Annotated in this window: 24 protein-coding genes, 1 pseudogene and 1 riboswitch; of the genes and pseudogenes, 9 read left to right on the top strand and 16 right to left on the bottom strand. The window is 71.7% G+C overall.

Annotated elements, in window-relative coordinates:
* The 4 genes from HALOF300_RS17315 to HALOF300_RS17300 all read right to left on the bottom strand — a co-directional run.
* On the bottom strand, positions 1-449 hold a 449-nt coding region (locus tag HALOF300_RS17315; protein ID WP_156742160.1), incomplete at its 3' end, for an ECF transporter S component.
* Positions 446-2,110 (bottom strand): ABC transporter ATP-binding protein, encoded by a 1,665-nt coding sequence (locus tag HALOF300_RS17310; RefSeq protein ID WP_156742159.1) that lies wholly within the window; start codon positions 2,108-2,110, stop codon positions 446-448. The genes HALOF300_RS17315 and HALOF300_RS17310, both read right to left, overlap by 4 nt.
* Positions 2,107-3,225 carry a CbiQ family ECF transporter T component gene (locus HALOF300_RS17305; RefSeq protein ID WP_156742158.1) on the bottom strand — a complete coding sequence of 373 codons (1,119 nt, stop codon included), beginning with the start codon at positions 3,223-3,225 and terminating at the stop codon, positions 2,107-2,109. Before HALOF300_RS17305 ends, HALOF300_RS17310 begins: the two co-directional genes overlap by 4 nt.
* Before the next feature lie 13 nt (positions 3,226-3,238).
* On the bottom strand, positions 3,239-3,907 hold the full coding sequence (locus HALOF300_RS17300; RefSeq protein ID WP_156742157.1) for a hypothetical protein: 669 nt from the start codon (positions 3,905-3,907) through the stop codon (positions 3,239-3,241).
* Positions 3,908-4,014: 107 nt separating this feature from the next.
* Positions 4,015-4,139: riboswitch (cobalamin riboswitch) on the bottom strand.
* 68 nt (positions 4,140-4,207) lie between these two features.
* Between HALOF300_RS17300 and HALOF300_RS17295 the strand changes: the two genes are divergently transcribed.
* The gene (locus HALOF300_RS17295) at positions 4,208-4,756 is read left to right on the top strand and encodes a cob(I)yrinic acid a,c-diamide adenosyltransferase (RefSeq protein WP_156742156.1); all 549 of its coding nucleotides are present in this window, start codon (positions 4,208-4,210) and stop codon (positions 4,754-4,756) included.
* A gap of 78 nt (positions 4,757-4,834) precedes the next feature.
* Here HALOF300_RS17295 and HALOF300_RS17290 read toward each other — a convergent pair whose 3' ends face one another.
* From HALOF300_RS17290 to HALOF300_RS17275, 4 genes and pseudogenes are all read right to left on the bottom strand, one after another.
* Positions 4,835-5,839, bottom strand: a complete 1,005-nt coding sequence (locus tag HALOF300_RS17290) for a sugar phosphate isomerase/epimerase family protein (protein ID WP_156742155.1) — start codon at positions 5,837-5,839, stop codon at positions 4,835-4,837.
* Between the two features lie 75 nt (positions 5,840-5,914).
* Positions 5,915-7,096 (bottom strand): Gfo/Idh/MocA family protein, encoded by a 1,182-nt coding sequence (locus HALOF300_RS17285; protein WP_156742154.1) that lies wholly within the window; start codon positions 7,094-7,096, stop codon positions 5,915-5,917.
* A 108-nt stretch (positions 7,097-7,204) separates the two neighbouring features.
* Complete coding sequence (locus tag HALOF300_RS17280) at positions 7,205-7,426, bottom strand: hypothetical protein (RefSeq protein WP_408636898.1); 222 nt, start codon at positions 7,424-7,426, stop codon at positions 7,205-7,207.
* A 65-nt stretch (positions 7,427-7,491) separates the two neighbouring features.
* Positions 7,492-7,654, bottom strand: a pseudogene (locus HALOF300_RS17275) (ATP-binding cassette domain-containing protein); the annotation flags it as partial.
* 131 nt (positions 7,655-7,785) lie between these two features.
* Between HALOF300_RS17275 and HALOF300_RS17270 the strand changes: the two are divergent.
* Positions 7,786-8,967 carry an ROK family protein gene (locus HALOF300_RS17270; protein ID WP_231955540.1) on the top strand — a complete coding sequence of 394 codons (1,182 nt, stop codon included), beginning with the start codon at positions 7,786-7,788 and terminating at the stop codon, positions 8,965-8,967.
* Here HALOF300_RS17270 and HALOF300_RS17265 read toward each other — a convergent pair.
* Both HALOF300_RS17265 and HALOF300_RS17260 read right to left on the bottom strand, forming a co-directional pair.
* Positions 8,925-11,204: a sensor histidine kinase gene (locus tag HALOF300_RS17265; protein WP_156742153.1), complete on the bottom strand. Its 2,280-nt coding sequence runs from the start codon at positions 11,202-11,204 to the stop codon at positions 8,925-8,927. The two genes, HALOF300_RS17270 and HALOF300_RS17265, sit on opposite strands and share 43 nt — an antisense overlap.
* Before the next feature lie 59 nt (positions 11,205-11,263).
* Positions 11,264-11,938 carry a response regulator transcription factor gene (locus tag HALOF300_RS17260; RefSeq protein ID WP_156742152.1) on the bottom strand — a complete coding sequence of 225 codons (675 nt, stop codon included), beginning with the start codon at positions 11,936-11,938 and terminating at the stop codon, positions 11,264-11,266.
* Positions 11,939-12,290: 352 nt separating this feature from the next.
* Here HALOF300_RS17260 and HALOF300_RS17255 point away from each other — a divergent pair, with 352 nt between their 5' ends.
* The 4 genes from HALOF300_RS17255 to HALOF300_RS17240 all read left to right on the top strand — a co-directional run bounded on the left by HALOF300_RS17255 (position 12,291) and on the right by HALOF300_RS17240 (position 18,000).
* Complete coding sequence (locus HALOF300_RS17255; protein WP_231955539.1) at positions 12,291-13,952, top strand: AbgT family transporter; 1,662 nt, start codon at positions 12,291-12,293, stop codon at positions 13,950-13,952.
* Positions 13,953-14,013: 61 nt separating this feature from the next.
* Entirely contained in the window at positions 14,014-15,534 is a 1,521-nt protein-coding gene (locus HALOF300_RS17250; protein ID WP_156742151.1) for a leucyl aminopeptidase family protein, read from the top strand.
* A 125-nt stretch (positions 15,535-15,659) separates the two neighbouring features.
* Complete coding sequence (locus HALOF300_RS17245) at positions 15,660-16,145, top strand: DUF1269 domain-containing protein (RefSeq protein WP_156742150.1); 486 nt, start codon at positions 15,660-15,662, stop codon at positions 16,143-16,145.
* 46 nt (positions 16,146-16,191) lie between these two features.
* Positions 16,192-18,000, top strand: coding sequence for an SLC13 family permease (locus HALOF300_RS17240; RefSeq protein ID WP_156742149.1), 1,809 nt, complete (start codon positions 16,192-16,194; stop codon positions 17,998-18,000).
* Positions 18,001-18,009: 9 nt separating this feature from the next.
* Here HALOF300_RS17240 and HALOF300_RS17235 read toward each other — a convergent pair whose 3' ends face one another.
* The 4 genes from HALOF300_RS17235 to ligA form a co-directional block, all read right to left on the bottom strand.
* The gene (locus HALOF300_RS17235; RefSeq protein WP_156742148.1) at positions 18,010-18,774 is read right to left on the bottom strand and encodes a metallophosphoesterase family protein; all 765 of its coding nucleotides are present in this window, start codon (positions 18,772-18,774) and stop codon (positions 18,010-18,012) included.
* 35 nt (positions 18,775-18,809) lie between these two features.
* Positions 18,810-19,220, bottom strand: coding sequence for a pilus assembly protein CpaE (locus HALOF300_RS17230; RefSeq protein WP_154795048.1), 411 nt, complete (start codon positions 19,218-19,220; stop codon positions 18,810-18,812).
* 101 nt (positions 19,221-19,321) lie between these two features.
* Positions 19,322-19,846 (bottom strand): hypothetical protein, encoded by a 525-nt coding sequence (locus tag HALOF300_RS17225; protein WP_156742147.1) that lies wholly within the window; start codon positions 19,844-19,846, stop codon positions 19,322-19,324.
* A 180-nt stretch (positions 19,847-20,026) separates the two neighbouring features.
* Complete coding sequence (gene ligA / locus HALOF300_RS17220) at positions 20,027-22,291, bottom strand: NAD-dependent DNA ligase LigA (protein ID WP_156742167.1); 2,265 nt, start codon at positions 22,289-22,291, stop codon at positions 20,027-20,029.
* 75 nt (positions 22,292-22,366) lie between these two features.
* Here ligA and HALOF300_RS17215 point away from each other — a divergent pair, with 75 nt between their 5' ends.
* Genes HALOF300_RS17215 through HALOF300_RS17205 form a run of 3 tightly spaced genes read left to right on the top strand, consistent with a single transcriptional unit; the run spans position 22,367 to position 23,739 of the window.
* Positions 22,367-22,510: a hypothetical protein gene (locus HALOF300_RS17215; protein ID WP_156742146.1), complete on the top strand. Its 144-nt coding sequence runs from the start codon at positions 22,367-22,369 to the stop codon at positions 22,508-22,510.
* Positions 22,511-22,558: 48 nt separating this feature from the next.
* Entirely contained in the window at positions 22,559-23,284 is a 726-nt protein-coding gene (locus HALOF300_RS17210) for a hypothetical protein (protein WP_156742145.1), read from the top strand.
* Complete coding sequence (locus HALOF300_RS17205; RefSeq protein WP_156742144.1) at positions 23,281-23,739, top strand: hypothetical protein; 459 nt, start codon at positions 23,281-23,283, stop codon at positions 23,737-23,739. Before HALOF300_RS17210 ends, HALOF300_RS17205 begins: the two co-directional genes overlap by 4 nt.
* On the opposite strand, the gene mnmA is transcribed toward HALOF300_RS17205, so the two are convergent.
* Positions 23,736-24,857: a tRNA 2-thiouridine(34) synthase MnmA gene (gene mnmA, locus HALOF300_RS17200; RefSeq protein ID WP_156742143.1), complete on the bottom strand. Its 1,122-nt coding sequence runs from the start codon at positions 24,855-24,857 to the stop codon at positions 23,736-23,738. The two genes, HALOF300_RS17205 and mnmA, sit on opposite strands and share 4 nt — an antisense overlap.
* Positions 24,857-26,116 (bottom strand): cysteine desulfurase family protein, encoded by a 1,260-nt coding sequence (locus HALOF300_RS17195; RefSeq protein WP_197522639.1) that lies wholly within the window; start codon positions 26,114-26,116, stop codon positions 24,857-24,859. The genes mnmA and HALOF300_RS17195 overlap by 1 nt, the downstream gene beginning before the upstream one ends.
* Positions 26,117-26,277 lie beyond the last annotated feature (161 nt).

Below are 26,277 nucleotides of genomic sequence, written 5' to 3'. Positions count from 1 at the left end.
ATCTGGAACGGCAGCCACGGTCCCACCCCCCCGGTCAGCAGGGCCGAGGCGAAGATGGTGGTGGAGCCGAGCAGGAACCCGAATCCCGGGCCGAACACCCGCCCGCCGAGCACGACCAGGATGAACACGGTCTCCACCCCGCCGGTGCCCGCCGCGAGCGGACGCAGGATGGCCCCGACGGCGCTGAGCAGCCCGAGCACCGCGATCGCCTTCACGTCCAGACCGCCGTCGTTGACCCCCACCAACAGCACCGCGAGCCCAGCCGCCACCACCAGAGCGAGCACCACCGGAGCGGAGGTGGCGTCGTCGAGCGCAGCGCCTGCATCGACGAGCAGCGGCCACCCGAACGCCAGCACCCCGAGCGCGGAGGCGAGCACCAGGGTGAGGCCCAACCGGCGCCCGATCGGGACCGCGGTCACGTCGCTGCCGACGTCTGCGTCCCACCTCATGGCGGTCCCTCGGCGGCTGCGCCTGCGGCCAGCGCCTCGCGCACGTCCGCGACCGTGAGCACGCCGACCGGGGCGAGGATCTTGGCCACCTGCGGCGCGAACGTGGGCGAGTCCCGCAGGACCTCCTCGGCCGGTGCGTCGGCGACCACCTCCCCCTCGGCGAGCAGCACCACCCGACCGGCCACCCGCGCCACGAACTCGACGTCATGGCTGGCCACGAGGATCGTGTGCCCGCCGGCGCGCAGCTCATCGAGCGCTGCAACGAGGTGTGCCTTCGCGGTGTAGTCCAGGCCACGGGTCGGTTCGTCCAGCAGCAGGACCCGCGGCGTCGCCGCCAGCTGGACGGCCACCGCGAGGGCGAGCCGCTGCCCCTCGGAGAGGTCACGCGGGTGCCGTGCAGCGTCGATACCCGGTGTCAGCGAGTCGAGGATCGACGCGGTCGTCCCGGCTCCGGCCGCGGCCTGCTCATCGGCAGCGGCGCACTCGGCCGCCACGGTGGGCAGGTAGAGCAGGTCCGAGGGTGCCTGCGGCACCAGGGCGACCTCGCGACGCGCCACCGCGGGGGTGAGTTCCGCCGGGTCGGTGCCATCGGGCAGGGTCACGGTGCCACCCGACCGACGACCGCGCCCGGACAGCGCCCAGAGAAGCGAGGACTTCCCGGATCCGTTGCGCCCCATCAGGGCCACCACCTCGCCCGCGGGCAGCGCCAGGTCCACGCCCCGCACCGCGTGGGTCGCGCCGTACCGCACGTGCAGGCCGTCGGCCACCAGCTTCGCCGCAGCGCCCGACGGCGGCCGGCCGGCCCGGTCCTTCGGCGCGCCCGCGCGCGTGGTTCCCGCGGCCGCGGCCAGGCCATCGCGGACCCGCTCGCGCAGTGGCCCGGCCACCCGACGGGCATCACGGACCGAGAGGGGCAACGGGTCCCAATTCGCCAACCGACCGAGCTCCACCACGGGTGGCGCCACCGACGAGTGCGCGAGAACCGCCGCCGGCGCGCCCGCCGCGGCCACGCCGTCGGGCGTCAACGAGATGACCGAATCGGCGAACTGGACCACGCGTTCGAGCCGGTGCTCGGCGAGCAGCACGGTGATGCCGGAGTCGTGCACCAGCCGGGTGAGCGCGGCGAGCACGTCCTCGGCGGCGCCCGGATCGAGCGCGGACGTGGGTTCGTCCAGGACCAGGATCCGGGGCTGCGCCGTGAGCACCGCCCCGATCGCGACGCGTTGCTGCTCGCCGCCGGAGAGGTCCGCGAGGGCGCGGCCGCGCAGCGGCGCCAGGCCGAGCAGGTCGAGCACCTCCTCCACCCGCTTGCGCATCAACGCCGGCGCCACCCCGAGCTGCTCCATCGCGAACGCGAGCTCCTCCTCGACCGAGTCGGTGACGAACGAGGCGAGCGGATCCTGCCCCACCACGCCGACCACGTCCGCGAGGTCGCGGGGCAGGTGGTCGCGGGTGTCCCGGCCGGCGACCAGCACGGTGCCGGAGAGCAGACCGCCACTGAAATGGGGCACGCGGGCGCAGGCCGCCCCGAGCAGCGTGGACTTGCCCGATCCCGTGGGTCCCACGACCAGGCACAACTCGCCCTCGCCGACGGTGAAGCTGGCCTCGCGCAACGCCGGCGTGCCGGTGTAGCTGACGGTGACGTCCCGGAACTCGATCATCGGGTGCTCCGCCCGGGCAGCACGGCCGGGAGCGCGGCGGCACCGGCCGCGATCACACCGCTCAGGGGCAGCGTGGGCCAGGTCAGCGGGCTCAGCGAAGCCGAGACCGAGGCGGGTTCGATGGCCGCACCCAGACCGATCGCCACGGCCGCCGCCACGCCGCACACCGCGACGAGGCTCTCCGGCAGCCCCCACGGGTCGGGCCGGTAGCGCGTGCGGCGCACCTGTCGCCCGGCCAGCACCGAGGCCACCACGGCGATCGCCGCGCCGGCCGCCAACAGCGGCGGGCCGAGCCAGTCCGGCGCGGTACCGTCGAGCAGGCCGTAGGTGCCGATCAGCCCGGCCAGCAGCGCCACCACCAGCAGCGTGCCCACCCGGCGGTCACCGCCGGGCCGGTGGCCGCGGGCATAGCCACGGGAGTCCATCGAGGCGGCGAGGGCGAGCGCCTGCTCGAGGGCGTCCTGCAGCACCGGGATGAGCCGGCCGGCGAACGCCCGCGGCCCGCGCCCGTCCAGGCCGCGCAGCAGCTGCGCCCGCCGCACCCGAGCGACGGCGGAGAACAGTTGCGGGGTCACACTCACCGCGATCACGACGGCGGTGCCGAGGTGATGCAGGGAGGCCGGCAGGCAACGCAGCGCCCGCTTCGGGTTCGCGAGCGCGTTCGCGGCCCCGAACGTGATGATCAGGGCAGCCAGGCGCAGGCCGGCGTAGATCGCACCGAGCAGTCCGGCGGCGTGCACCGGACCGAGCAGCTCGATGCTGTCCACCCAGCCGGGCAGCGGGATCCGGGGCAGGTCCACCAGCACGGGGCTGCCATCGGGCAGCCCGACGAGCAGGTAGAAGGCCACCCGGACGGCGATCACCACCAGGCCGAGCCACAGGTAGGCACCGAATGCGCGCGCCCACGGTGAGTCGTCCCGCCGGATCACCACCACCAGGGTCACGGCGGCGAGCAACAGCGCGATCACCAGCGGATTCAGGGTGCGGGTCAGCGCCACCGCGATGCCCGCACCCCAGGCCCACCAGGCCAGTGGGTGCAGGGATACCGCGGTGTGCCGCTCGGTCGACGGCGGACCCGAGACCGGCGGCCCGGGACTGCGCTGCATGGTGGTCATGGCCGGACGGCGCTCAGTCCCCCCGCTGGGCGGCGCGGCGGCGCGTCACCAGGACGGCCACCAGGCCGACGACGATGACCGCGGCGATCCCGGCGATCACCCCGACCGGCGCGCCGGAGCCCTCCTCCTGGGCTTCGTCACCGGTCGCGGACGCGGTCGCGTCCTCCGAGCCCTCGGTGGTCTGGTCCGCATCCTCGGCCGCGGCCGCCACGTCGGCGGAGGTCACGGTGGGACCGGCGCTGCCGTCGAAGTAGCGCCAGCCCTCGTAGCCGCCCACCGCGGGGTCGGCCTCGTCCGCACCCACGGTCGCGCTCACCCAGTCGGCGCCCGGTTCGGCGGTCCAGTAGGACCAGAAGTTCCCATCGAACTCGGTGGGGCAGGGATCGGGCAGGCTGTCGATCGTGCAGATCAGACCCGGGGTGGAGTCAGCGGGTGTGAAGCCTGCGAGCTCCAGCGCCTCGCGGCCCGAGGTCGGGTCCCCCTCGGCGCAGCCCGCCTCCACCTCACCGCCGACGTCGGTGAAGTCGACCACGACGGTGACGCCCTGGTCCGCCGTCAGGCAGGCGCCAGCGGGGGCCGGGCCGGCATCCGCTCCGGCGGCGGTCGGCAGGACGGTGAGCAGGCCGAGTCCGATCGCGGCCGCGGCCGCGATGCGGGTCACGGGGGGCTTGGGGTGTCTCATGGTGGAGCCTTCCGGGAGGGTGTCCGCGGGGCGGGCCCGCTCCCCCGGACCCCGGGCGTGAGCGCGCGGGGACGAGGACTCGGGCTCCTCCCGCAGTCCACGACGGGTCGAGCCTTCGATCCCGAGCAGGTGATCCGGCTCGTCGCCCGCATCGGTGCTGCGGGCGACCCACGGTTGCGGGACAGCGCCGGTTTCGGACCGGCTTCCCCTGACCTCGAGTCGACTGATTGTGTTGGCTGGAGTCTACGGCCGCGCGGCGACGACCGTGCGCACGTGTGGCAGCGGTGGCATGCTCGAGGGATGGCCAGCATCTCGACCGGCACCGGGGACGACGGCACCACCGGCCTGTTCCTCGGTGGCCGCGTCTCCAAGCGGGACGCCCAGGTCGAGGCCGGCGGTGACCTCGACGAGACCGTCGCCGTGCTCGGGGTCGCGCGGGCCGCCTGCGATGACACCGAACTCGCCGCCCTCGTGCTGCGGCTGCAGCGCGAACTCTTCGTCTGTGGCGCCGACCTGTCCACGAATCCGTTCCACCGGGACCGGCTCGAACCGGGGATCTCCCTGGTGACGTCGGAGATGGTGACGGCCGTGGAGACCCTCATGGACGAGCTCCTGAAGCAGCGACCGATGCGGCCGGTGTTCATCGTGCCGGGCTCGAACCCGGTCAGTGCGGCCCTCGATCACGCCCGCACCGTGGCCCGCCGGGCGGAGCGCCACGTGGTCGCCGCGCGCGCCTCGGGCGTCGAGGTGAACCCGCAGCTGTCCACGTACCTGAACCGGTTCTCGGATCTGCTGTTCGTCCTGGCCAGGCACGCCGGCGGCGATGACGAGCCGGCCAGCCACGACTGACCTGAGCGGCTGAGGTGCCGGTCGGAACGACGAGAGGCGCCCTCCGGCGGTGACCGGAAGACGCCCCTGCTGGGCTGCTCAGCGCGTGCTGAACGCCGCGTCGAACGCCGCCTCGGGCGCGTCGAACGCGAACTTCTTCACGAACTCGAGGGCCTCCGGCGCGCCCACCAGGCGGTCCATACCGGCGTCCTCCCACTCCACCGAGATCGGTCCGTCGTAACCGATGTGGTTCAGGGCGCGGAAGGCGTCCTCCCACGGCACGTCCCCGTGCCCGGTCGAGACGAAGTCCCAGCCGCGGCGCGGGTCCGACCAGGGCAGGTGCGAGGACAGCCGGCCGTTGCGCCCGTTCGTCATGCGCAGCTTCGTGTCCTTGCAGTCCACGTGGTAGATCCGGTCCGCGAAGTCGACGAGGAAGGAGACCGGGTCGATCTGCTGCCAGACCATGTGGCTCGGGTCCCAGTTCAGGCCGAACGCCTCCCGGTGACCGATCGCCTCGAGGGTGCGCACCGTGGACCAGTAGTCGTACGCGATCTCGCTTGGGTGCACCTCGTGGGCGAACCGGACGCCGACCTCGTCGAACACGTCCAGGATCGGGTTCCACCGGTCCGCGAAGTCCTGGTAGCCGGCCTCGATGATCTCGTCGCGCACAGGCGGGAACATCGCCACGTACTTCCAGATCGCGGAGCCGGTGAAGCCGACCACGGTCTTGACGCCGAGCCGGGCGGCGGCGCGCGCGGTGTTCTTCATCTCCTCGGCGGCCCGCTGCCGGACGCCCTCGGCGTCGCCGTCGCCCCAGATGGAGTCAGGCAGCATCTCACGGTGCCGGATGTCGATGGGGTCGTCGCAGACGGCCTGCCCCTTGAGGTGGTTGGAGATGGCCCACACCTTCAGGTCGTAGCGGGCCAGCAGCTCCAGCTTCTCCTGGACGTAGTCGTCGTCGGTCGCCGCGCGGTTCGGGTCCAGGTGGTCGCCCCAACAGGCGATCTCAAGTCCGTCGTAGCCCCACTCGCTGGCGAGCCGGGCCACCTCCTCGAAGGGGAGGTCCGCCCACTGTCCGGTGAACAGGGTGATCGGTCGTGCCATGGGAATACTGCTCCTCGTTGCGGTTGTCTTCGGTCGGTTCGTGCTGGTCGGTGGGTGGGGTCCGGTCGGGTGTTGTCACCCGGCAGCCGGGATGTCCAACCAGGTGCTCCCACCCTGCGCGCTCTGCTCGACTGCGGCAAGGACCCGTTGCACCGCGAGCCCGTCGGCGAAGGAGGGCTCGGGCTGCTCGCCGGCGGAGACTGCGGTGACCAGGTCGACGACCTGGTGCGTGAAGGCGTGCTCGTAGCCGAGCCCGTGCCCGGCGGGCCACCAGGCGGAGACGAACGGGTGCTCCGGTTCGGTGACGAGGATCCGGCGGTACCCGGCGGTGCGCGCGTCCTCACCGGCGTCGAAGTACTCGAGGACGTTCAGATCCTCGAGGTCGAACGCGAGGGATCCCGCCGACCCGTTGATCTCGAACCGCAGTCCGTTCTTGCGTCCCCAGGCGAACCGGGTGGCCTCGAACGTCCCGATCGCGCCGCCGGCGAGCCGGGCCAGCCAGATGGACGCGTCGTCGACCGTCACCGGTCCGAGCTCGGCTCCCCCGGTGCCGGCCAGTCCGGCGAACTCGGTGGCGACCGGCCGCTCCTTCACGAACGTCTCGGTGAGGCCAACCACGCCGGTGATCGCCTGGCCCGTCACGAACTGGATCAGATCGGTGATGTGTGCGCCGATGTCCCCGAGCGCGCCCGAACCGGCCTTGGTCTTGTCCAGGCGCCAGGACAGCGGTGCACTGGCATCCGCGATCCAGTCCTGGAGGTATTGGGCCCGCACCTGCCGGATGGTGCCGAGGCGACCCTCGGCGATGAGCTGGCGGGCGAGCTGGACGGCGGGGACCCGGCGGTAGGTGAAGCCCACCATGGCGAGGACGCCGTTGGCCCGGGCCGCCTCCGCGGCGGCGGCCATCTGCTCGGCCTCGGCGACGGTGTTCGCCAGCGGCTTCTCGCAGAGCACGTGCTTGCCGGCCTCGAGGGCGGCGATCGCGATCTCGGCGTGGGTGTCGCCCGGGGTGCACACGTCCACGAGATCGACGTCGTCGCGAGTGATCGCTGCGCGCCAGTCCGTCTCCGTGTGCCGCCAGTCCAGCTTCGCCGCCGCCGCGGCCAACGCCTCCGGGTTCCGACCGCAGATCACCTGCTGGACCGGGGTGAGCGGCAGATCGAAGAAGCGGGGCGCGTTGCGCCAGGCCTGCGAGTGCGCGGCGCCCATGAAGGCGTACCCGATCATTGCGACGTTCAAGGGTGGACTGGCGGTCATCGAGTTCTCTCTCCTCAGTGTTGTTCTCATGGGGTGGGGCCGCGGCGACCGTTCTGGTCACCACGGCCCCGTTCCGGACGGCCGATCACGCACCGCCGGACGAACAGGTCAGGACTGGAAGGCCGTGGGTAGATACTGCTCCACGTTCTCCGCGGTCACGACCGGGGCGTACAACTGGACCAGTCGCGGCACCTCGACCTCGACGAGGTCGGCTAGGGCGCGCTGCTGCACGACGAGGCGGGCCAGGGCGATGCCGTCCGCCGCCTGGGTGGCCGGGTAGATGACGGTGGCCTGCACGACGGAGTCGCCGGAGGCGATCAGTTCCATCATGTTCGCCGAGCCGGCGTCCTGGTCGTCATCGTGGTTCCAGAGGGCGTCGATCTGCGACGCCGCCTGTCGTTGGGCTGGCGTGCCCCAGCGACGACCTTGATGAGGGTCGACTCTCCGGCTCCGTTCTGGCCGAGGACGCAGTGCACCTCGCCCGTGCGCACCTCGAGGTCCAGCCCGTCCAGGGCCCTGGCCCTCGGGGGAGTGCTGGACGATGCCACGCATTGTCATGAACGCGTCGTCGCTGACCATGCCGCCGAACCTAGGCGGCCCTTCTGCCTGCCGTCAAGCAAAAGTCGGCGAGCCGGCCTTCTGTGACCGATCCGTGACCCTATAGTTGTCGTTCGCCGAGAGGAGGACCCGTGGGCCAGACCCGTCGACCGACTGCCGTGCCCGCCGGGTTGAGCGCGGTGCTGGCGCTGCTTCGCGACGGCGTGCCGCGCTCCCGCGCCGAACTGGTGGCACAGACCGGTCACGCCCGCTCGACCATCGCCCAGCGAATCGACCTGCTCCTCGAGAGCGGACTGTTGGCCCACCGCGGTGCCGCCACCTCCACGGGTGGGCGCCCCCCGGAGATCTTCGCGTTCGCCCCCACCTCACGGATCATCCTCGCGGCGGACATCGGCGCGGCACACCTGCAGGTGGCCGTCACCGACCTCGGCGGGACGGTCCTGGCCCAGCGGGGTGAGATCGCCGCGATCGCCGACGGACCCGAGGCAATCCTCGCGCGCGTGAGTGCCCTCGGCTTCGAGCTGCTCGAGGAGGTCGGGCGGCCGCGCCGCGACCTCGTGGGGGTCGGTGTCGGCGTGCCGGGGCCGGTGGAACATGAGACCGGACGCCCTCGCAACCCACCGATCATGCCGGGATGGGACGGCGCCGACATCCCCGGCGTGCTGGCCGAGTCGTTCCGGACCCCGGTGCTGGTCGACAATGATGTGAACCTGATGGCCGCCGGTGAGCACTGGAGCCTGTATCCCGGCGTCGACGACCTTGTCTTCGTCAAGGTCGCCACCGGCATCGGCGCCGGCATCATCACCGAGGGCCGGGTCCATCGCGGCGCCCAGGGCGCCGCCGGGGACCTCGGGCACATCGCCGTGCCTGGTGGCGAGGCGGTGACCTGCACCTGCGGCAACACCGGCTGCCTTGAGGCCCTTGCGAGCCGCAGCGCGGTTCGCGCCGCCTGGCTCGCCGCCGGCCGCAGCAACGAGGAGGCCGAGGACGTCTCCACCCTGATCGCAACCGGGGACGCGCTAGCGCTCGACCTCTCCCGGCGGGCCGGTCGGGACATCGGGTCCGTGCTGGCCGGCACCGTGAGCCTGCTCAACCCCTCGGTGGTGGTCATCGGCGGATCGATGGCGATGGACAACCCGATCCTCCTCGAGGCGATCAGCGACGTCATCCTGACCCGCTCGCTGGCCTTGGCGACCCGGGACCTCCGTATCGTGCGCACCGGGACCGGCGCCCAGGCGGCGGTGCTCGGCGCGAGTCGGATGGTGGCCGATCACGTGCTCTCGGACGGGGCCATCGAGTCCCTGCTGGTGTGAACCTCCCGGCCGAGACGGTCCAGTTCGGTCCGCTCGTCGCCGCCGGGCCCGTTGCACAGCACCGTCGCGAACACGGCGCGTCCTTGCGGCAGCAGCCGCACCGTCACCGAACCCGCCCCGTGCGCACCGATGAGCTCGACCAGCGCGGCGGTGAAGCCGTCCTCCAACGGCTCCACCCGATCGGCGCGACCTGCCTGACCGACGGTCTCCGCACGGCCGGCAGGCTCGACCCGATCAGCACGGTCGTCGAGCAGCAGGACCTCCACGCCCCGGCGGCGTGCGGCGTCCACGGCCACTGCGACATCCGCCTCTGCCAGTGCGGGCGCCCGCAACCGGTCCCGGATGTGCGCCTCGGCGATGCGGCACTCCATCCGGTCTGCGGGGCTCAGCGGCTCGGGCGGGTCGACTGCAGTCAACTCCACGACGCGCCGCAGGGGTGGTCCGGCCACCCGAGCGATGGCATGCAGTTCCGTCGCGGTCCGAGCCAGGGCCGCCCGCTCGGCGGTGAGCGCCCGTGCGGAGGCGGCATCGGCCCGGCGGTGGGCCGTGAGCCGGGTCAACATCCGTCGAAGCAGGGCCGACCAGGCGAGCCCCACGGCGGCTGCGGCCACCGGCAGCGAGAGGACAGCGACCACCGTCGCGGAGGGAGCGTCCACCCGTGCGCCCCAGGCGATCACCGCGGCCGCCATCGCACCGACCGAAGCCAGGCCCGGCCCGCGGCGCCCCCGCACCATGAGCAGTGCGGCGAGGTAGGCACCGGTCTGCAACAACCAGGCCCGCTCCCCCGGTCCCCCACCCAGCTGGGGCAGGAGCAGGAGCGCGTTCACGGGGGCCACGGCGGCCACCGTCAGCGTCGCCCACCGGGGCAGCGGATCATCCGCGGGCGCGCTGAGGGCAAGCGCCCCGGCGAGGCTCACGAGCAGCGCGACACCGATCGCGGCGGGCTGCGGATAGGTGTGCCAGAGCAGCGCGGACTGGACGGCTCCGGTCGCCCAGACCAGGACGAGCACCACCCGCGCGGCCGGGGTCGCGAGTCCCGAGATGCGACTACCGGCGTGGGGGTCCGCGTTCGTGCCGCCGTTGGCGCCACCGGTCCCCGAGCCCGTATCGCCCGCGACCGGCCCTACCCAGCTGAGCTCGACCACCGTGCCGCGGCCCCATCCGGAACGCACCTGCGCACCGCCCCCCGGCACACTGCGCATCCGGGCGAGCATGCTGGCACGAAGGCCCAGCCGGTCCGGCGCGACATCGTCGGGCTCGAAGCCGGAGCCGTCGTCCTCGACGGTCACGACCACCCGTCCCGGCTCGGCGGTCAGCCGGAGGCAGCGGCGCACCGAGCTCGCGCCGGCCACCGGGCGGGCGTGACGCAGGCTGTTCTCGATCGCCTGTGCACAGGCCGCGACGAGTGCATTCGCCGCCTGGTCGGGTAGCGCGATCCGCGTGGCCCCCGGCGGCGCGACGAACCGGAGCCCCTTGTCACGTGCGAGTGCCGCCAGGTCGGCATGCAGGCGCCCCGGCTGGCCTTCGGTCGGCACGGCCGCGCCACGCAGGACCGCCAGTGCCCGCCCGGCCTGGGTGGCGACGGACTCGGGGATGACCGTGGTGCGCATCGCGAGGGTCAACGCGGTCAGCACCTCGTCATGGATGAGCGCGGTCAGCCGGGCGTGTGCCCCAGCACGAGCGCCCGCGGCGGCGGCGAGCGCCGCATTGCGCTCGACCTCCCGTTCGGAGCTTCGCAAGGCCCGCAACTGGGCGTCGATGGCGAACACGATGACCACGAACGCCACATTGCCCAGATGGATGATCGCCCGGAGCAGGATCTGCCGGTCGACGCTCCCGTCGACCAGGAACAGACTCAACGGCAGGAGCGCGGCCGCGATCAGCGCGTACCCGATCGCCGTCCGCCACGTCCACGACACGGCCGCGAAGCCGACTGCCGCGGGTTCGAGCACCCACACGGACGGTTCATCGTCGTCGGCCGAACGGGCCAGCACCCATGTCGAGACGAGCACCAGGTAGAGGATCGGAAAGCACGCCCAGCCCCGGCGCAGCAGCCGCTGCGGCAGGTGGAACGCACCGAGGGTGAGGACCACGACGACGCCGATCAGGGCGAGGACGCCGAGGCGCCAGCCGAAATGGGCGTTCGACCACCCGATCAGACCATCTCCGAGGTGGATCGCGACCAGGATCAGGGCGCCGATGGACACCATGGCACCCATCCGGCGACGCACGCTCATGGCTCGCGTGGTCGCCCCAGGAGTGCTCGATCCCTGCCGCCGGTCGTCGGGAGACCCGTTCACCCCGGCCCTGGCAGCACGCCGTCCTCCACGGCACGCATGTACAGCTCCACCTTCGTGTGCGCCGGGCGCTCCACGGCGGCGTACTTCACACGGATGCGGCGGATGTGGTCCAGCACCGTCTCCCGGGACACCCCCAACAGCCGGGCAACCCGGTCCGCCTTCTCCCCGGATGCGTACAACTCCAGCACCTGCCGCTCGCGGGGGGACAGCCCAGGGGCGTGCGGGTCACTGTCCACGGCCGCGGCCCACTCCGTGGAGGCGACCACCTCGCCGCGGCAGACGTGCCGCAGGGCCTCGAGCAGGTGCTCGGAGTCCTCGGACTTGCGGACCATGCCGGCGATCCCGGCGCGTGCCGCAGCGCGCACGAGGTCCACGTCGTCGCCCGACGTGAAGGCAAGTACCTCCGCGCCCGTCTGTCGCAGCCGGCTGATGTTCTGCCAGACGGACGAACCGTCCGCCAGGCGCAGGTCCAGCAGCACCACGTCCAGATCCGCGCCACCAGCGAGCAGGTCCGCCACCGTGGGCTCAGCGGCCACGAATTCCAGGTCCGGATGGTCGGCAAGGAGGGCACGCACACCGAGGCCGACCACGGCATGATCGTCCACGAGACCTACCCGGGAGACCGTGCGCGGGTACGCCGAGCCTTCGACCCGCCTTGAGTCAACCGTCATCGAGTCGTCCCTCTTGTCATCTTGCGATCGAGCCGCCCGCTGGGCGCCCCGCCCGGACCCCGTCCCGTGCGCCCACCCTAGCCATATCTGGGCGTCGGCCGTCCGCGGGTGGATCGACGTGACCCCTAGTTCTGGGGATCCCCCAGGACTGGGGGAAGTCTGTCGCCCGTGTGGGGCCGCTCACTAGGGTCGTCAATGACCGACTCCGTGCGCCGAGCGCCGGTCGGGGTACGGCGCACACACGGGAGAGGATTTCGGATGGGTACTCGGACCACGATCTTCGGTACGACGACGATGCCGTCCAGGTCGGTGCGCGTCACCACGACCGCCGCGACTGCGATGGGGGTAGATCGTGGCTGCTGAGTCGGTGGAACTGTCGCCTCCGGCCGACAACAAGGGCTTCCTGAACTGGATCGAGCGTGTCGGCAACAAGGTGCCGAACCCGACGATCATGTTCGTCTACCTGATCGGCGTCATCGCGTTGCTCTCCGCGATCCTGTCCTGGGTCGGAGTGTCCGTGACCGACGAGGTGGTCACCCCGGTCCCCCGCGACGAGTTCAACCAGGTCAACGAGCATCTGGGCGGTACCTGGTCGATCTACGACTCCGTCACCGGCGAGCCTGCCGAGGTCCCGGACTACATCGTCGAGGAGCAGACCTTCGAGGTCCGCAGCCTCATCTCGATCGACGGCATCCGCTTCTTCTTCTCGTCCTTCGTCGACAACTTCGCCGGCTTCGGCGTCGTCGCAGTCGTCCTCATCGCGATGGCAGGCGTCGGCGTGGCCGAGCACGCCGGCCTCATGGGCGCCCTGATCCGCCGCACGGTGAAGGTCGCGCCGAAGCGGTGGCTCGCGTTCATCCTGATCTTCGTCGGTGTGCTCTCGTCGGTGGCGACCGACGCCGGCTACCTCATCCTGGTCCCGCTCGCCGCGGCGGCGTTCCTCACCGTCGGACGACATCCGCTCGCCGGCCTCGCGGCTGCGTTCGCGGGAGTAGGGGCCGTGTTCGGGGTGAACCTGCTGATCACCCCGTCGGACAGCATGCTCACCGAGATCACGAACGAGGTGCTCGCGACGGCGGGCATGGAGACGCTCGAGGTCACCCAGAACTACTACTTCGCGATCGTCTCGTCGATCCTGATGGCGGTGGTCGTGCTGCTGGTCACACTCTTCGTGACCGAGAGGCGACTCGGGGGCTACGACCGTAACGACCTTGTGGTCGGCATCGAGGGCGACGAGGAGATCGACCACGCCGCCGAAGCGCGGGGCCTGAGGTTCTCGTTCTGGGCGCTGATCGGTTTCGTGGCGTTCATCGCGCTGCTGACGGCGCCTCCGGGAGCGCCGCTGCGCGACCCGGAGACCGGTGCGATCATCGGCACCACACCGTTCATGGCGAGCCTCGTCTTCATCATCTCGCTCGCGTTCCTCGTCTGCGGCATGGCCTACGGCGCGGGGGCGAAGACCCTGGTGGGTGGAAACGCAGCCGTCGGCGCGATCACCAAGACCTTCGCGAGCCTGGGCGGTCTGCTGTTGATGTTCCTGATGATCGCCCAGTTCATCGCCCTGTTCAACTGGTCGAACCTTCCCACGGTGGCCGCCGTCTCGGCGGCCGAACTGCTGGAGACGGCGGACGTTCCGGCGCTCGTGCTGCTGCTGGCGTTCATCCTCGTGATCGTCATCCTCGACTTCATCCTCCCGGGCCTGGTGCCCAAGTGGGTGATCTTCGCGCCGGTCTTCATCCCGATCTTCGCCTCGCTCGACGTCGCCCCGCAGACGCTGCTGGCCGCCTACCGCGTCGGCGACTCCCCCGTGAACGTGCTGACGCCGCTCATGGTGTACCTGCCGTTCATGGTCACCGTGGCGCAGCGCTACAAGAAGGACGCCGGCATCGGCACGATCATCGCCCTGATGATCCCCTACGCCGTGGCGGTACTCGTCACCTGGACCGTGCTGTTCGCGGTCTGGTTCCTGCTGGGCATCCCGTGGGGCCCCGGCGCGCCGGTGGACATGGGCTGAGCACCGCATGACATCCACCGACCCGACCACGAAGCCAGCTGAACGCAAGGGAGCAGCGACCATGACCACACGCAGCCCGAACAAGGTGATCCCGGCGGACTTCGCCACCCTCCCGGGCCTCGATGCTCTCGACGCAGCCCGAGTCGTGCTCGGCACGGACGCCGAGGACGCCGAGGCCGTCGGCATCGGCGTGTTCTCCGACGGCGACGTGCCGACCGCGCTCGGTTTCAACCGTGACGCGCTCGCGGACGCGGGATTCGAGGCCGCCGCGGGCTCGACGCTGGTGCTGCTGCAGGCGGACGGGCCCGATCTCGTGGCCGTCGGCCTCGGCGCCCGGTCGGAGGCCACCGTTGCCACGCTGCGCGATGTGGCCGCCGCCCTCACCCGCGCCGCGTCCCGCCGCTCCCGGCTGGCGCTGCGCCTGGACGATCTCGCCGGCGTCGAGGTCGCCGATGCCGTACGGGCCCTCGCCGAGGGTGCGCTGTTGGCGCGCTACCGGTACACGGTCCTCGTGCGCGAGTCGAAGCACGTCGCGCTCGCCTCCCTCGTCCTGGACGTGCCCGCCGGCGCGGACGCCGAGGAGGCCGTGGCCGAGGCGTTCGTCGGAGCCCGCGCCGCCATCGTTGCGCGCGATCTCGCCAACACTCCGCCCGGACACCTCACCGCGACGAACATGGGCGATATCGCCGTCGACCTCGGTGCCCGCTTCGGGTTCGAGGTCGAGGTTTTCGACAAGCAGGCGCTGATCGACCTCGGTTGCGGCGGGCTCCTCGGCGTCAACCAGGGCTCCACCGAGGAGCCGCGCATGCTCAAACTCACCTACGCGCCCGCCGGGCAGTCGACGGTTCACCTGGGCCTGGTCGGCAAGGGCATCATGTTCGACTCGGGCGGCATCAGCCTCAAGCCCAGCGACCCGATGCACCTGCTGATGAAGATGGACATGGGCGGCGCGGCGGCCGTGCTCGGCGCCTTCACCGCCCTGCGCGACGCGGGCGTGGCCGCAGAGGTCACCGGCTGGCTGATGTGCACGGACAACATGCCGTCCGGGACCGCCATGAAGCTCGGCGACGTGCTCACCACTCGCCGCGGTACCACGATCGAGGTGAAGAACACCGACGCGGAGGGACGCCTCGTGATGAGCGACGCCCTCGACCTCGCGAACGAGGCCGGCGTCGATGCGATCATCGACATCGCCACCCTCACGGGCGCGGCGCTCGTCTCGCTCGGCCCGTCCACGGCGCCGCTGCTGGGCAACGACCAGGCCATGATCGACCTGGTCCGCGCGGCGTCCGCCGTCGTCGACGAGCCGGTCTGGCAGCTGCCGCTCGAGCAGAAGTACCGCAAGCAGCTCGACTCCGAGATCGCCGACATCGCCAACCTCGGTGGTCCGTTCGCTGGGGCGACCACCGCGGCGCTGTTCCTCCAGCACTTCGTCGGGGAGACGCCGTGGGCGCACCTCGACATCGCGGGGACGATGCAGTCCGACAAGGACGACTCCTGGCGCACCAGCGGGGCCACCGGTTTCGGTGCCCGGATCCTGCTCGAGGCGTCCCGCACCTTCGCCCCGGGCGCGTCCGCCTGATCACCTTGGCACGGCAACCCATCGATCGAGGAGGAGTCGTACCTTGAGACACGTCACGCGACGCGCGTGAGGAGCAGCACGCTCGGCCCAGTTGGGTCGGGTCCGATCCATTCGAAGGAGACGGCATGTCGGAATTGATCATCATCGGCTACGACGACCACGAGAAGGCCAAGGGCGCCTACGAGCAGGTCCTGGTGGCCCAGCGGGACTTCATCGTGACCCTCAACGGCCTCGCCCTGGTCAGCGTGGACGCCGAAGGGAAGCAGCACGTCGAGACCCCCGCGAAGATCGTGGGCGTCTCGGCCGCCTCCGGCGCCCTGTGGGGCACCCTGATCGGATTGTTGTTCCTGGTGCCCGGCTTCGGTCTGCTGTTCGGCGGCGCACTCGGTGCCCTCACCGGCAAGCTCGGCAAGGTCGGCATCAACAACTCGTTCAAGGAACGCGTCCAGGGCTTGCTGACCCCGGGCAAGGCGGCCGTGGTGGTGCTGGCCTCGAAGATCACCGAGGACAAGTTCGCGGACGCGATCAAGCCGTTCGGGGGCACCGTGCTGCAGACGTCGCTCTCCGACGAGGACGAGGCGGAGCTCGCCACCGAGCTGTCCGGCTCCTGACCGAAAGCGACATGACGGCCAGACCGAGGAGAGGAGTGCGACCATCGTGGATCCCGCGACGATCACACTGATCATCCTCGGGCTGGCCGTCGTCGCGTTCATCACGAACAAGCTCCCCGTCGGGGTGGTCGCCCTCCTGGTGGCCCTCGCCCTGTGGGCCACCGGTGTGATGGACCTGGGCGAGGCAGTCGGCGGCTTCGGCGATCCGGTGGTGGTCTTCCTGGCCGCCCTGTTCGTGGTGAGCGAGGGCCTCGACTCCTCCGGGGTGACGGCCTGGGCCGGGCAGGCGCTTGCGCGGCGCGCCGGCACGGCGCCACGGCGGATCCTGATAGCGGTGATGGTGCTCTGCGCCCTGTTGACCACGCTGCTCACCCCGAACGGTTCGGTGGCAGCGCTGCTGCCGATGGTGGTGATGCTTGCGGTCCGGGCGAAGGCATCCCCGTCGCAGTTCCTGATGCCGCTGGCGTTCGCCGCCCATGCGGGCTCGCTGCTGGCACTGACCGGCACCGTGGTGAACGTGATCGTGGCCGATGCCTCAACCGACGCCGGTGGCGGCGGATTCGGCTTCTTCGAGTTCGCCCTGATCGGCCTTCCGTTGCTCGCTGCCACCATCGCGGCCTGCGTGATCCTCGGACCCCGGATGCTCCCCACCTCCGTGCCGAAGAACATCAGCCCGGACCTCAGCCGGCACGCCGAGACCCTGGCCCGCCAGTACGACCTCACCGGCGGCTTCTACCGGCTCCGACTCCGGGACCAGTCCGCACTGGTGGGCACCGTGCTCCGGGACCTCGACCTCGGCGCGGAACATCCCGGGGTACGGCTGATGGGCGCGCAGCGCCCGGACCGCAGCCGCGCACCGGCCCTGCACGTGCTCGGCCCGGACGATGTCCTCGTCATCGCCGGACCACCCGAGCAGGTGAGCACGCTCGTCCTGGACTCCGGGCTCGCGGTGGCGATGCGTCCGCTCGGCACCCAGGCTGCCGGCGGCCTCGTGACCCGCGAGGCCGGTGTGGTGGAGGTGGTGGTGCCACCCAGGTCACCGCTCCTGAGCGAGCGGGTGTTCGCGGGCATGCAGCGGGGTTCGGACCTGGTCATCCTCGCGGTCCGCCGGCGGGGCAAGGAGGTCGACGGCGAGACGGACGTGGTCGAGGGCGACGTACTCCTGCTGCACGGCGCCTGGCCCGCCATCGACACCCTGGTCGACGACCGGGACGTGCTGCTGGTGGACTCCCCGGATCTGCTCCGCCGGCAGGCCGTGCCGATGGGCAGCAAGGCCCCGCGGGCGCTGGCCGTAACGCTGGTGATGGTGCTGCTGCTCGCGTTCGGACTGGTCCCGGCCGCCGTCGCCGGGCTGATCGGCGCGATCGGCATGGTGCTGCTAAGGGTGGTGAGCGTGCCCCAGGCGTACCGGGCTGTGTCCTGGCAGGTCATCGTGCTGATCGGTGGTCTGATCCCGCTCTCGGTCGCCATCACCGAATCCGGGGCGGCCGATCTGATCGCCGACGGCATCGTGGATCTGGTCGGCGACGCGCCGCCCTTCGTGTTGCTCGTGGCCCTGTTCGTGCTCACCGGCACGCTCGGGCAGGTCGTCTCGAACACCGCCACCGTGCTGATCGTGGTCCCGATCGCGCTGGCCGCGGCCGCGGAGACCGGCTACTCGGTGCAGCCGGTGCTGATGCTGGTGGCGGTGGCCGGGGCCGCCTCGTTCCTCACCCCGATCGCCACCGCGTCGAACATGATGGTGATGGGCCCCGGTGGGTACCGGTTCGGCAGTTACTGGCGGCTGGGTCTGCCGGTGATGGGAGTGTGGCTCGTGCTTGCGGTGCTGATCATCCCGCTGATCTGGCCGCTCTAGCCGGCAGACTCAGCGCAGCCCGAGCTCGGCGTGCCGGCCACGGTAGATTGCGGTCCGCAACTCGATCGCGTACGCCTCCAGGTCCGGCATGCCGAGCCCGCGGGCCACCTCGATCTCACCCTCGACGTCATAGTCGAGCCGGACGAACTGGACACCGAAGGGATCGGTCGCGCCGCCGTCGGGCACGCCCTCGAGGATCACGTAGCAGGCCGTGGGCTCGTCCAGGGGGTTGCCCACGCTGCCGGCGTTGAACAGCGTGCGCCCGCCGTTGGTCTCCAGGTACGCGTCATGGATGTCGCCGTAGCCCACCACCGTGGGCTCTGGGCCGGGTCCGGTCAGCTCGGTGCGCGCGAACATGCCGTCGAACTGCTCGACCGTGTGGTGGAAGTGCACCCGCGTGTAGACACTCTCGGCGGAGGCGTGGACGAGCCGGATCCGGCGCCCGCTGAGGACCAGATCGTGTGCCAGCGGCAGGGTCCGCAACCAGTCCCGGTCCTGATCGGTGAGCTCGTGGTGCCACCACCAGAGCGCCTCACCCCGTTCGGGTTCGTCCTCGCGGGGCAGGAAGTCGTCCCAGTTGCCACGCACGGTCACGGCGCACCGGGCACGGCTGAGCCGTACCGCCTCCGAGCCCCGTGGGCCCTTCCCGGCCACGTCGCCGAGGTTCAGGACGGTGCTGATCCCGCGCGCGTCGATGTCGGCCAGCACGGCTTCCAGAGCGGTGACGTTGCCGTGGATGTCGGAGATGATGGCAAGCCGCTGCAAGGTGCCCATCGGCTCCGGTTGACGAGGTGGACGCACTCCCCGGCTCAGGCGTCGATCGCGTGGTGCACCAGCGCGAGCAGCGCGCCGGCGTAGGCGTCCTCGACGACGGCGGCCCGATAGGTCGCGGGCCCGTCCGGTCCCTTGGTGGTCACCGCGTAGACGTCACCGTCGCGCTCGAGGGAGCGGAACGTGCCACCCAGGAGTGCGCGAAGCTGGTCCTCGCGGGGCAGCCAGAGCGTGTCGTCCTGGGCGATGCTGTCCAGCGCCCACTCGGTGGTGCCGTTGAAGTGCAGGACGGTGCCGGTGTCATAGGTGCGTGGCTCGATGACCATGTGCGAGAGCGTGAACACGTCCTCGCTGAGCGCCTCGGCGGAGATCCGGAACTGATCTCCGGGCCTGGGTTCCCATCGCAGCCCCGCCAGTGCCAGTTGCTGGGCAAGTTCATCGCTGATCATCACCCCAGTATCCCTCCACTCGCGCAGATGAGCCGCTTCGCGCGGGCAGTCGCCGGGCAGCGGGACTTCTCGAGGTCCGCCGCCCGGCGACTGCGCGAGGATCAGAGCGTGGCGGCCGAGAGGATCCAGGACCCGGCGTCCTGCGGGAGCAGGGTCCAGGTGGCGTCCCCGAGCGTCCCGGTCACGATGCCTGAGACCTCGGCGACGGTCATGCCCTGCTCGGTGAACCACGCCTCGTAGAACGCGCTCAGCGCCGTCGGGTCGGCCGGGGCCGGGAAGTCGAGCTGCAGCGTGGTCGCGGAGGTGCTGGTCACCTCGTACTCCGCGCCGGCCGGCACGCTCACCTCGGTCACGAAGGTGCCCTCAAGGGGAACCACCTCGGCGTCGGCCGTGTCGCCGGCCCCATCGGCGGCCTCGTCATCGGCGGTGTCGGTCGCGTCGTCGTTCTCGGTCGCGTCGTCGGCGCCCTCATCGGAATCGCCACTGTCGGCTCCGGCGCCCTCCTCGCTCGAGGTGCCGGTGTCGGAGTCCCGGTCGTCGTCCCCGGCGGAGCATGCCCCGAGTCCGAGGGCGGTGGCGAGCACCAGGGCGGTGACGGGGGCGGCGTAGCGTCGAACAGGTCGCATGGGTATGTAGGTCCCTCAGGTCGGTATCGGATGGTGCACAGTGAACCTAAGCCGACCCGACCGCCCGGACCGCCCGGGGCGCGGGGCAGAACTACCCAGGCACCGCCGTTCGTGCCGGATCCACGGTGATCCGGACAGAACTACCCAGGCACGTCAGGGTGCGGTGCGCCCGCCGGCCGCCTACTCCGTTGCTCCGGTGAGGTCGGCCACCGCTTCCGGTCCGCCCGCGAGCAGTGCCTCGAAGCCGGCCTCGTCCAGGATCGGCCGACCGAGTTCGCGGGCCTTGTCCTCCTTGGTGCCTGCGCCGGGCCCGACCACAACGAAGTCGGTCTTCTTCGAGACGGATCCGGATGACCTGCCGCCGCGGGCGATGATCGCCTCCTTGGCGCCGTCCCGGGAGAAGTTCTCGAGCGAGCCGGTGACCACGACGGTCAGCCCTTCGAGCGTGCGCGCCACGGACTCGTCGCGCTCGTCGGCCATCCGCACGCCGGCGGCGGCCCAGCGGTCCACGATCTCGACGTGCCAGTCCACGGTGAACCACTCCGTGACAGCCACCGCGATGGTCGGCCCGACGCCCTCGACGGCGCTCAGCTCCTCGGTGCTCGCGGCCCGGATCGCGTCCAGAGAGCCGAAGTGGGTGGCCAGCGCGCGGGCCGCCGTCGGACCCACGTGCCGGATCGAGAAAGCCACCAACACCCGCCAGAGCGGCTGGGCCTTCGCCTTCTCCAGCTCGGCGAAGAGCACCTCGGTCGTCGCGGTCGGCTTCGACGGCTTCTTCGCGGCGTCGGCGCCGGCCCTGGTCCAGAAGTACGGCACCCGGTCCCATTGACCCGTGGGCTCGCCCTTCACCTTCCGCTGACGCCAGACGCTGACGTCACGCAGGTCCTCGGGCTTGAGGTCGAACAGGCCCGCCTCCCCGGACAGCACCGGCTTTGCCTCCGGCCATTCCGCATCGGCCGGCCGGTTCGCCTCCGGATCCACGAGGGCGACGGCGGCCTCCCAGCCGAGTGCCTCGATGTCCAGCCCCCCGCGGGAGGCGAGCGCGAACACCCGCTCCTTCAGCTGCGAGGGGCAGGACCGGGCGTTGGGACACCGGATGTCCACGTCCCCCTCCTTGGCCGGCGCGAGGGGCGTGCCACAGGAGGGGCACTCGGTCGGCATCACGAACTCGCGCTCGGTGCCGTCCCGCAGGTCCACGACCGGGCCGAGGATCTCCGGGATCACATCGCCCGCCTTACGCAGGACCACCGTGTCGCCGATCAGCACGCCCTTGCGCTTGACCTCGCTCGCGTTGTGCAGGGTGGCCTGCTCGACGGTGGAACCGGCCACGAGCACCGGTTCCATCACGCCGTAGGGTGTGACCCGGCCGGTGCGGCCGACGTTCACCCGGATGTCGAGCAGCTTGGTGTTGACCTCCTCGGGCGGGTACTTGTACGCGATCGCCCAGCGCGGCGCCCGCGAGGTGTTGCCAAGGCGCCGCTGCAGGGCGAACTCGTCCACCTTCGTGACGAGACCGTCCAGTTCGTGCTCGATGTCGTGCCGGTGCTCGCCGTAGTAGGCGATCATCTCCCGGACCCCGTCCAACCCGGTCACCACCCGGTTGTGCCCGGAGACCGGCACGCCCCAGCCGGCGAGCAGGTCGTAGATCTGCGACTGACGGGTCAGTTCCACGGGCGCCCCGCCCGGACCCCAGCGCAACGCCCCGATCCCGTGGGCGTACATGCCGAGGGCGCGGGTGGCCGTGACCCGCGGGTCCTTCTGCCGCAGCGAGCCGGCCGCAGCGTTGCGAGGGTTCGCGAACGGCGACTTGCCTGCCTCGACCTGCGCGGCATTGAGCGCCTCGAACTGCTCGACCGGGAAGAACACCTCGCCACGGATCTCGATCAGTTCCGGCCAGGTCGCCGCCTCGCCCGCGAGGGTGTGCGGGATGGAGGTGATCGTCCGCACGTTCAGGGTGACGTCCTCCCCGGTCCGGCCGTCCCCCCTGGTGACGCCCCGGACCAGCCGGCCACGCTCGTAGACCAGGGCGATGGCGAGCCCGTCGATCTTGACCTCGCAGAGGTAGTGCACCTTCTCGGACCCGATCTCCCGGTGCACCCGGTCCGCCCAGGCGGAGACCTCCTCCAGGCTGAACGCGTTGTCGAGGGAGAGCATCCGCTCCACGTGATCGACGGCGGTGAACGCAGTCGAGAAGGTTCCGCCGACCTGCTGCGTCGGCGAGTCCGGGGTGCGCAGCTCGGGGCTGGCCTCTTCGAGCGCCTCCAGCTCCCGCAGCAGGGTGTCGAACTCGGCGTCGGAGATGGTGGGGGCATCGCGGACGTAGTACGCGAACTGGGCGTCGCGGACCTGCTGCGCCAGCTCCTCCCACCGCGCTCGGGCGGCCGGGTCGTCCGTCTCCACGGACTCGGGCAGGTTCTCGTTCGCGCGTACGTTCACGACGCCCATTGTGGCGCGCCGCACCGACACCGCCAACGCCCGGATCCCTTGACCTCCGCAGCGTGACCGACGCAGGCTCTTCGGATGCCGTTGACACCGAGGATCCCTCCGTTCCTCGCGGGGGTGCTCGTCGCGAACAGCGTGCCCCACCCGGGCACCGCCGTGTTCAGCGTATGGATGGTCGCCTCGGAGGCCCTGCTGCAGGTGAACACGCCCGCAGTGCGCTGATCCCGGCTACCAGCCCCGCGCGCGCCGCCGATGTGATGGGATGGGGAGGTGAGTTGGTTCCCGGAGCAATCCGCGCCGGTGCCGCAGCCCCCGGCGCCGGTCTCCGGCGCGACCGGAGGGACGCCCGTCGATCCGCTCGAGCGAGCCCGTCGGCAGCTCGCCGACCAGTTGGCCCAGCACAAGAAGCTGCTCGAGCAGAACGTGGCCGCGCAGCGCCAGACCCTCGGCGCGAACCTCGCCGAGCGCACCGAGGCAGTGACCCAGCCCTGGCAGCGGCCCCCGCAGCAGGGTCAGAACGCGTACTCGGCGCCGAGGCAACCGGGCTCCCAGGGCGGCGCCGGCCCAGCCGCCCGCACCCACACCGGCCAGAACCAGGCAGCGTCGAACCAGGCCGCCCGGCCGGGCCAGAACGCCCCGGCCGCGCCGAACTCGGCGGGTCCCACGCAGGCCGCTCCCACGATGCCGGGCCTCGTCCTGACCAATGTGCTGCTCGTGCTGGCCACGTTCGCCTTCATCATCTGGCATGTGGTGACCTGGACCGGCCCGCTCGTGGACGCCGTCGCGGCGTGCGGGGACGCGGGCGGCACCCTCGACTGCTTCACCGGTGACGCCGTGCGCACCTGGGTGTTCCTTCCACTGGTCGCGGCGATCGGTGCGTTCGGGGCCAGTGCCGGCACCCGGATCGAGACCCGCCAGGGCCGCCAACGCGGCTACCTCATCGTCCTGGCCGGCTTCGCCCTGCTTGTCCTCAGCATCTCGACGAGCTACTCATGAGCATCTTCGACCCCTACAAGGTGGCGACCACCGACCCGACGGCGGTGCACCTCGGCCGTGCCACGGTCTCACCCACGCTGGCCGGAGCCGACCTCGGACGCATCGACCAGGGCCGCCCGCAGGCCTCGGGTGCGCTCTACGCCGTCGGATTCGTGCTCGGCTGGGCGGCGATCCTGCTGCCGCTGATCCTCGCGTCCCTGGTGTACCTGACGCCGTTCGCCGTGGACGAGGGCTGGCAGACCCCGGAGCCGGTGGACGCTGGCGTCGTGGTGGTGGCCGGGACCATCGTGCCGATCGTCACCGCGGTCCTCGCCACCATCTTCGCCGGGATCGGACGGCGGCAGATCAGGGCTGCCCGCAACGCGGCCGGGGCCGTGTGGCTGGCCCTGGCGTTCGGGGCGCTGGCGGTGGCGACCGTGTGGATCGGTGACACGACCGGCATCCCGTTCCCCTAGGACCGGGCCGCCTGCTCCACCCGGTCGAGGGCGCCGCGTCCAGCCGCCGAGATGCTCGCCTGGCCGAGCACCCGGGTGCCGTCGTAGACGACGATCGACTGCCCGGGTGCGATGCCCCGTAGCGGCGTGCCCAACCGGGTGGCCAGGCCTGCGTCGTCGATACGGACCCGCGCCGGCACCGGGTCCGCGTGCGCGCGCACCTGCACGGTCACGTCGGTCCAGTCGGCCGGGTCGACGTCGTCGGCGAGCCACACCACGTCCCCGGCGGCGATCTCGGTGACGGACAGCAGCTCGCTCGGGCCGACGACGACCCGGTTCGCCGTCGAGTCCACCTCCAGCACGTAGCGGGGCCTGCCGTCCGCCGCCGGGGCGCCGATGCCCAGACCCTTGCGCTGTCCGACGGTGAAGCCGTAGGAGCCCTCGTGGCTGCCGACCACCTTCCCGTCGGTGTCGACGACCTCTCCCGGCTGAGCGCCGAGTCGAGAACGTAGGAACCCGCGGGTGTCGCCGTCGGCAACGAAGCAGATGTCGTAGGAGTCCGGCTTCGCGGACACGCTCAGCCCGCGGCGGGAGGCCTCGGCGCGCACGTCGTCCTTGGACGGGGCGTCCCCGAGCGGGAAGATCGACCGGGCCAGCCGCTCGGAACCCATCACCGCGAGCACGTAGGACTGGTCCTTGAGCGGGTCGGCGGCCCTGTGCAGCTCGCGCACCCCGCCCGGGCCCTCGGCGATGCGGGCGTAGTGCCCGGTCGCGACGGCGTCGAAGCCCAGCGCGAGTCCGCGGTCCAGCAGTGCGGAGAACTTGATGTGCTCGTTGCAGCGCACGCACGGGTTCGGTGTGCGGCCGGCCGAGTACTCGGACAGGAAGTCCGCGACCACGGTGTCCTCGAACTCCTCGGACAGGTCCCAGACGTAGTACGGGATGCCGAGCACGTCGGCGGCACGGCGTGCGTCGGAGGCATCCTCGATGGAGCAGCACCCGCGCGAGCCGTTGCGGTGCTGGGCGCGGGACCGCGACAGCGCCATGTGCACGCCGACGACGTCGTGCCCGGCGTCCACGGCACGAGCGGCGGCGACGGCGGAGTCCACGCCCCCGGACAGCGCAGCCAGGACGCGCATCAGTGGCTCACCCCAGCCGTGGTGCCGGTCGCCGTGGTGCCGGTCGCCGCGGCGGTGGCTGCCGCCGTCGGTGTCCGCCGCGGGTTGTGCGCAGCCCGGGCCCGCTCGACCACGTCGGGCAGGACCGCGAGCAGCGTGTCCACGTCCGAGCCGGTGGACGTGTGCCCGAGGGTCAGGCGCACGGCGGAGCGGGCCCGCACGTCGTCGTCACCCATCGCGGCCAGCACGTGCGAGGGCTGCTGCACGCCGGCCTGGCACGCGGACCCGGACGAGGCACAGACCCCGACCATGTCCAGCCCGAACAGCAGCGCATCCGCGTCGGTGCCCTCGATGGTGAAATGCGCGTTGCCGGGCAGCCTGTGCTCACCCGACGGGGTGCCGCGCAGGGTCGCGCCGGGCACCGCCTCGAGGACGCCGGCCACGAGCCGGTCCCGCAGGGCCGTCAGCCGGGCGGTCTCCTCGGTCAGGTCGGCGACGGCGGCCCGCACCGCGACCGCGAGCGCGCGGATCCCCGGGGTGTTGACGGTGCCCGAACGGACGCCGCGCTCCTGCCCGCCGCCGTGCAGCACCGGCGTCATGGCCAGGTCACGCCGGGCCAGCAGGGCACCGACCCCGATCGGGGCACCGAGCTTGTGTCCGGACAGCGCGAGCGCGGCGAGCCCGCTCGCAGCGAAGTCGATCGGGACGTGCCCGACGGCTTGCACGGCGTCGGAGTGCACCGGCACCCCATGTGCGGCCGCGAGCGCGACCACGTCTGCTACCGGCTGGATCGAACCGACCTCGTTGTTCGCCCACATCACGGAGATCACCGCGGTGCGCGGGCCGGCCACGTCGAGAAGGCGGGCGATCTCGTCGAGGCGGATGACGCCGTCGGGCCCCACAGCGATCTCGGTCACCTGCGCGCCCTCGCGCTCGGCGAGCCAGTGCGCGGCATCGAGCACCGCGTGGTGCTCGACGGCGGAGATCGCCACCCCGGTCGCCTCCGGTCGCGCTTCGGTCGCCGCGAACCAGACGCCCTTGACGGCGAGGTTGTCCGCCTCGGAGCCGCCCGCGGTGAAGATCACCTCGGTCGGGTGGGCGCCGAGGTCGGCCGCGATGGACTCTCGCGACTCCTCGACCACACGCCGGGCGGCGCGGCCGCGGGTGTGCAGCGAGGAGGGGTTGCCCAGTTCCAGGGCCGCCTCAGCGAAAGCGGCCGCCACCTCCGGGCGCACCGGGGTGGTGGCGGCGTGGTCGAGGTAGACGGGAGGCGTGGTCACGGTCCACCAGTCTACGTTCCGCGTCGCAAGGCCTCCGCGGGCGGGTTCGGGTGCGGCGGGGCGCCGCGCCGCTCCCGGGCTGCTCGCTCGCCGCTGCGCGAGGTCGGAGCCGTGGGCCGATGGGCAGTTCTGCACGGGCCCTAGTGCGGCGCCGACCGCGG

Origin of the sequence: Occultella aeris, assembly GCF_902703175.1 — a bacterium.
In the GTDB taxonomy this organism is placed as follows: domain Bacteria; phylum Actinomycetota; class Actinomycetes; order Actinomycetales; family Beutenbergiaceae; genus Occultella; species Occultella aeris.
This window is presented reverse-complemented; position numbering and strand designations above follow the sequence as displayed.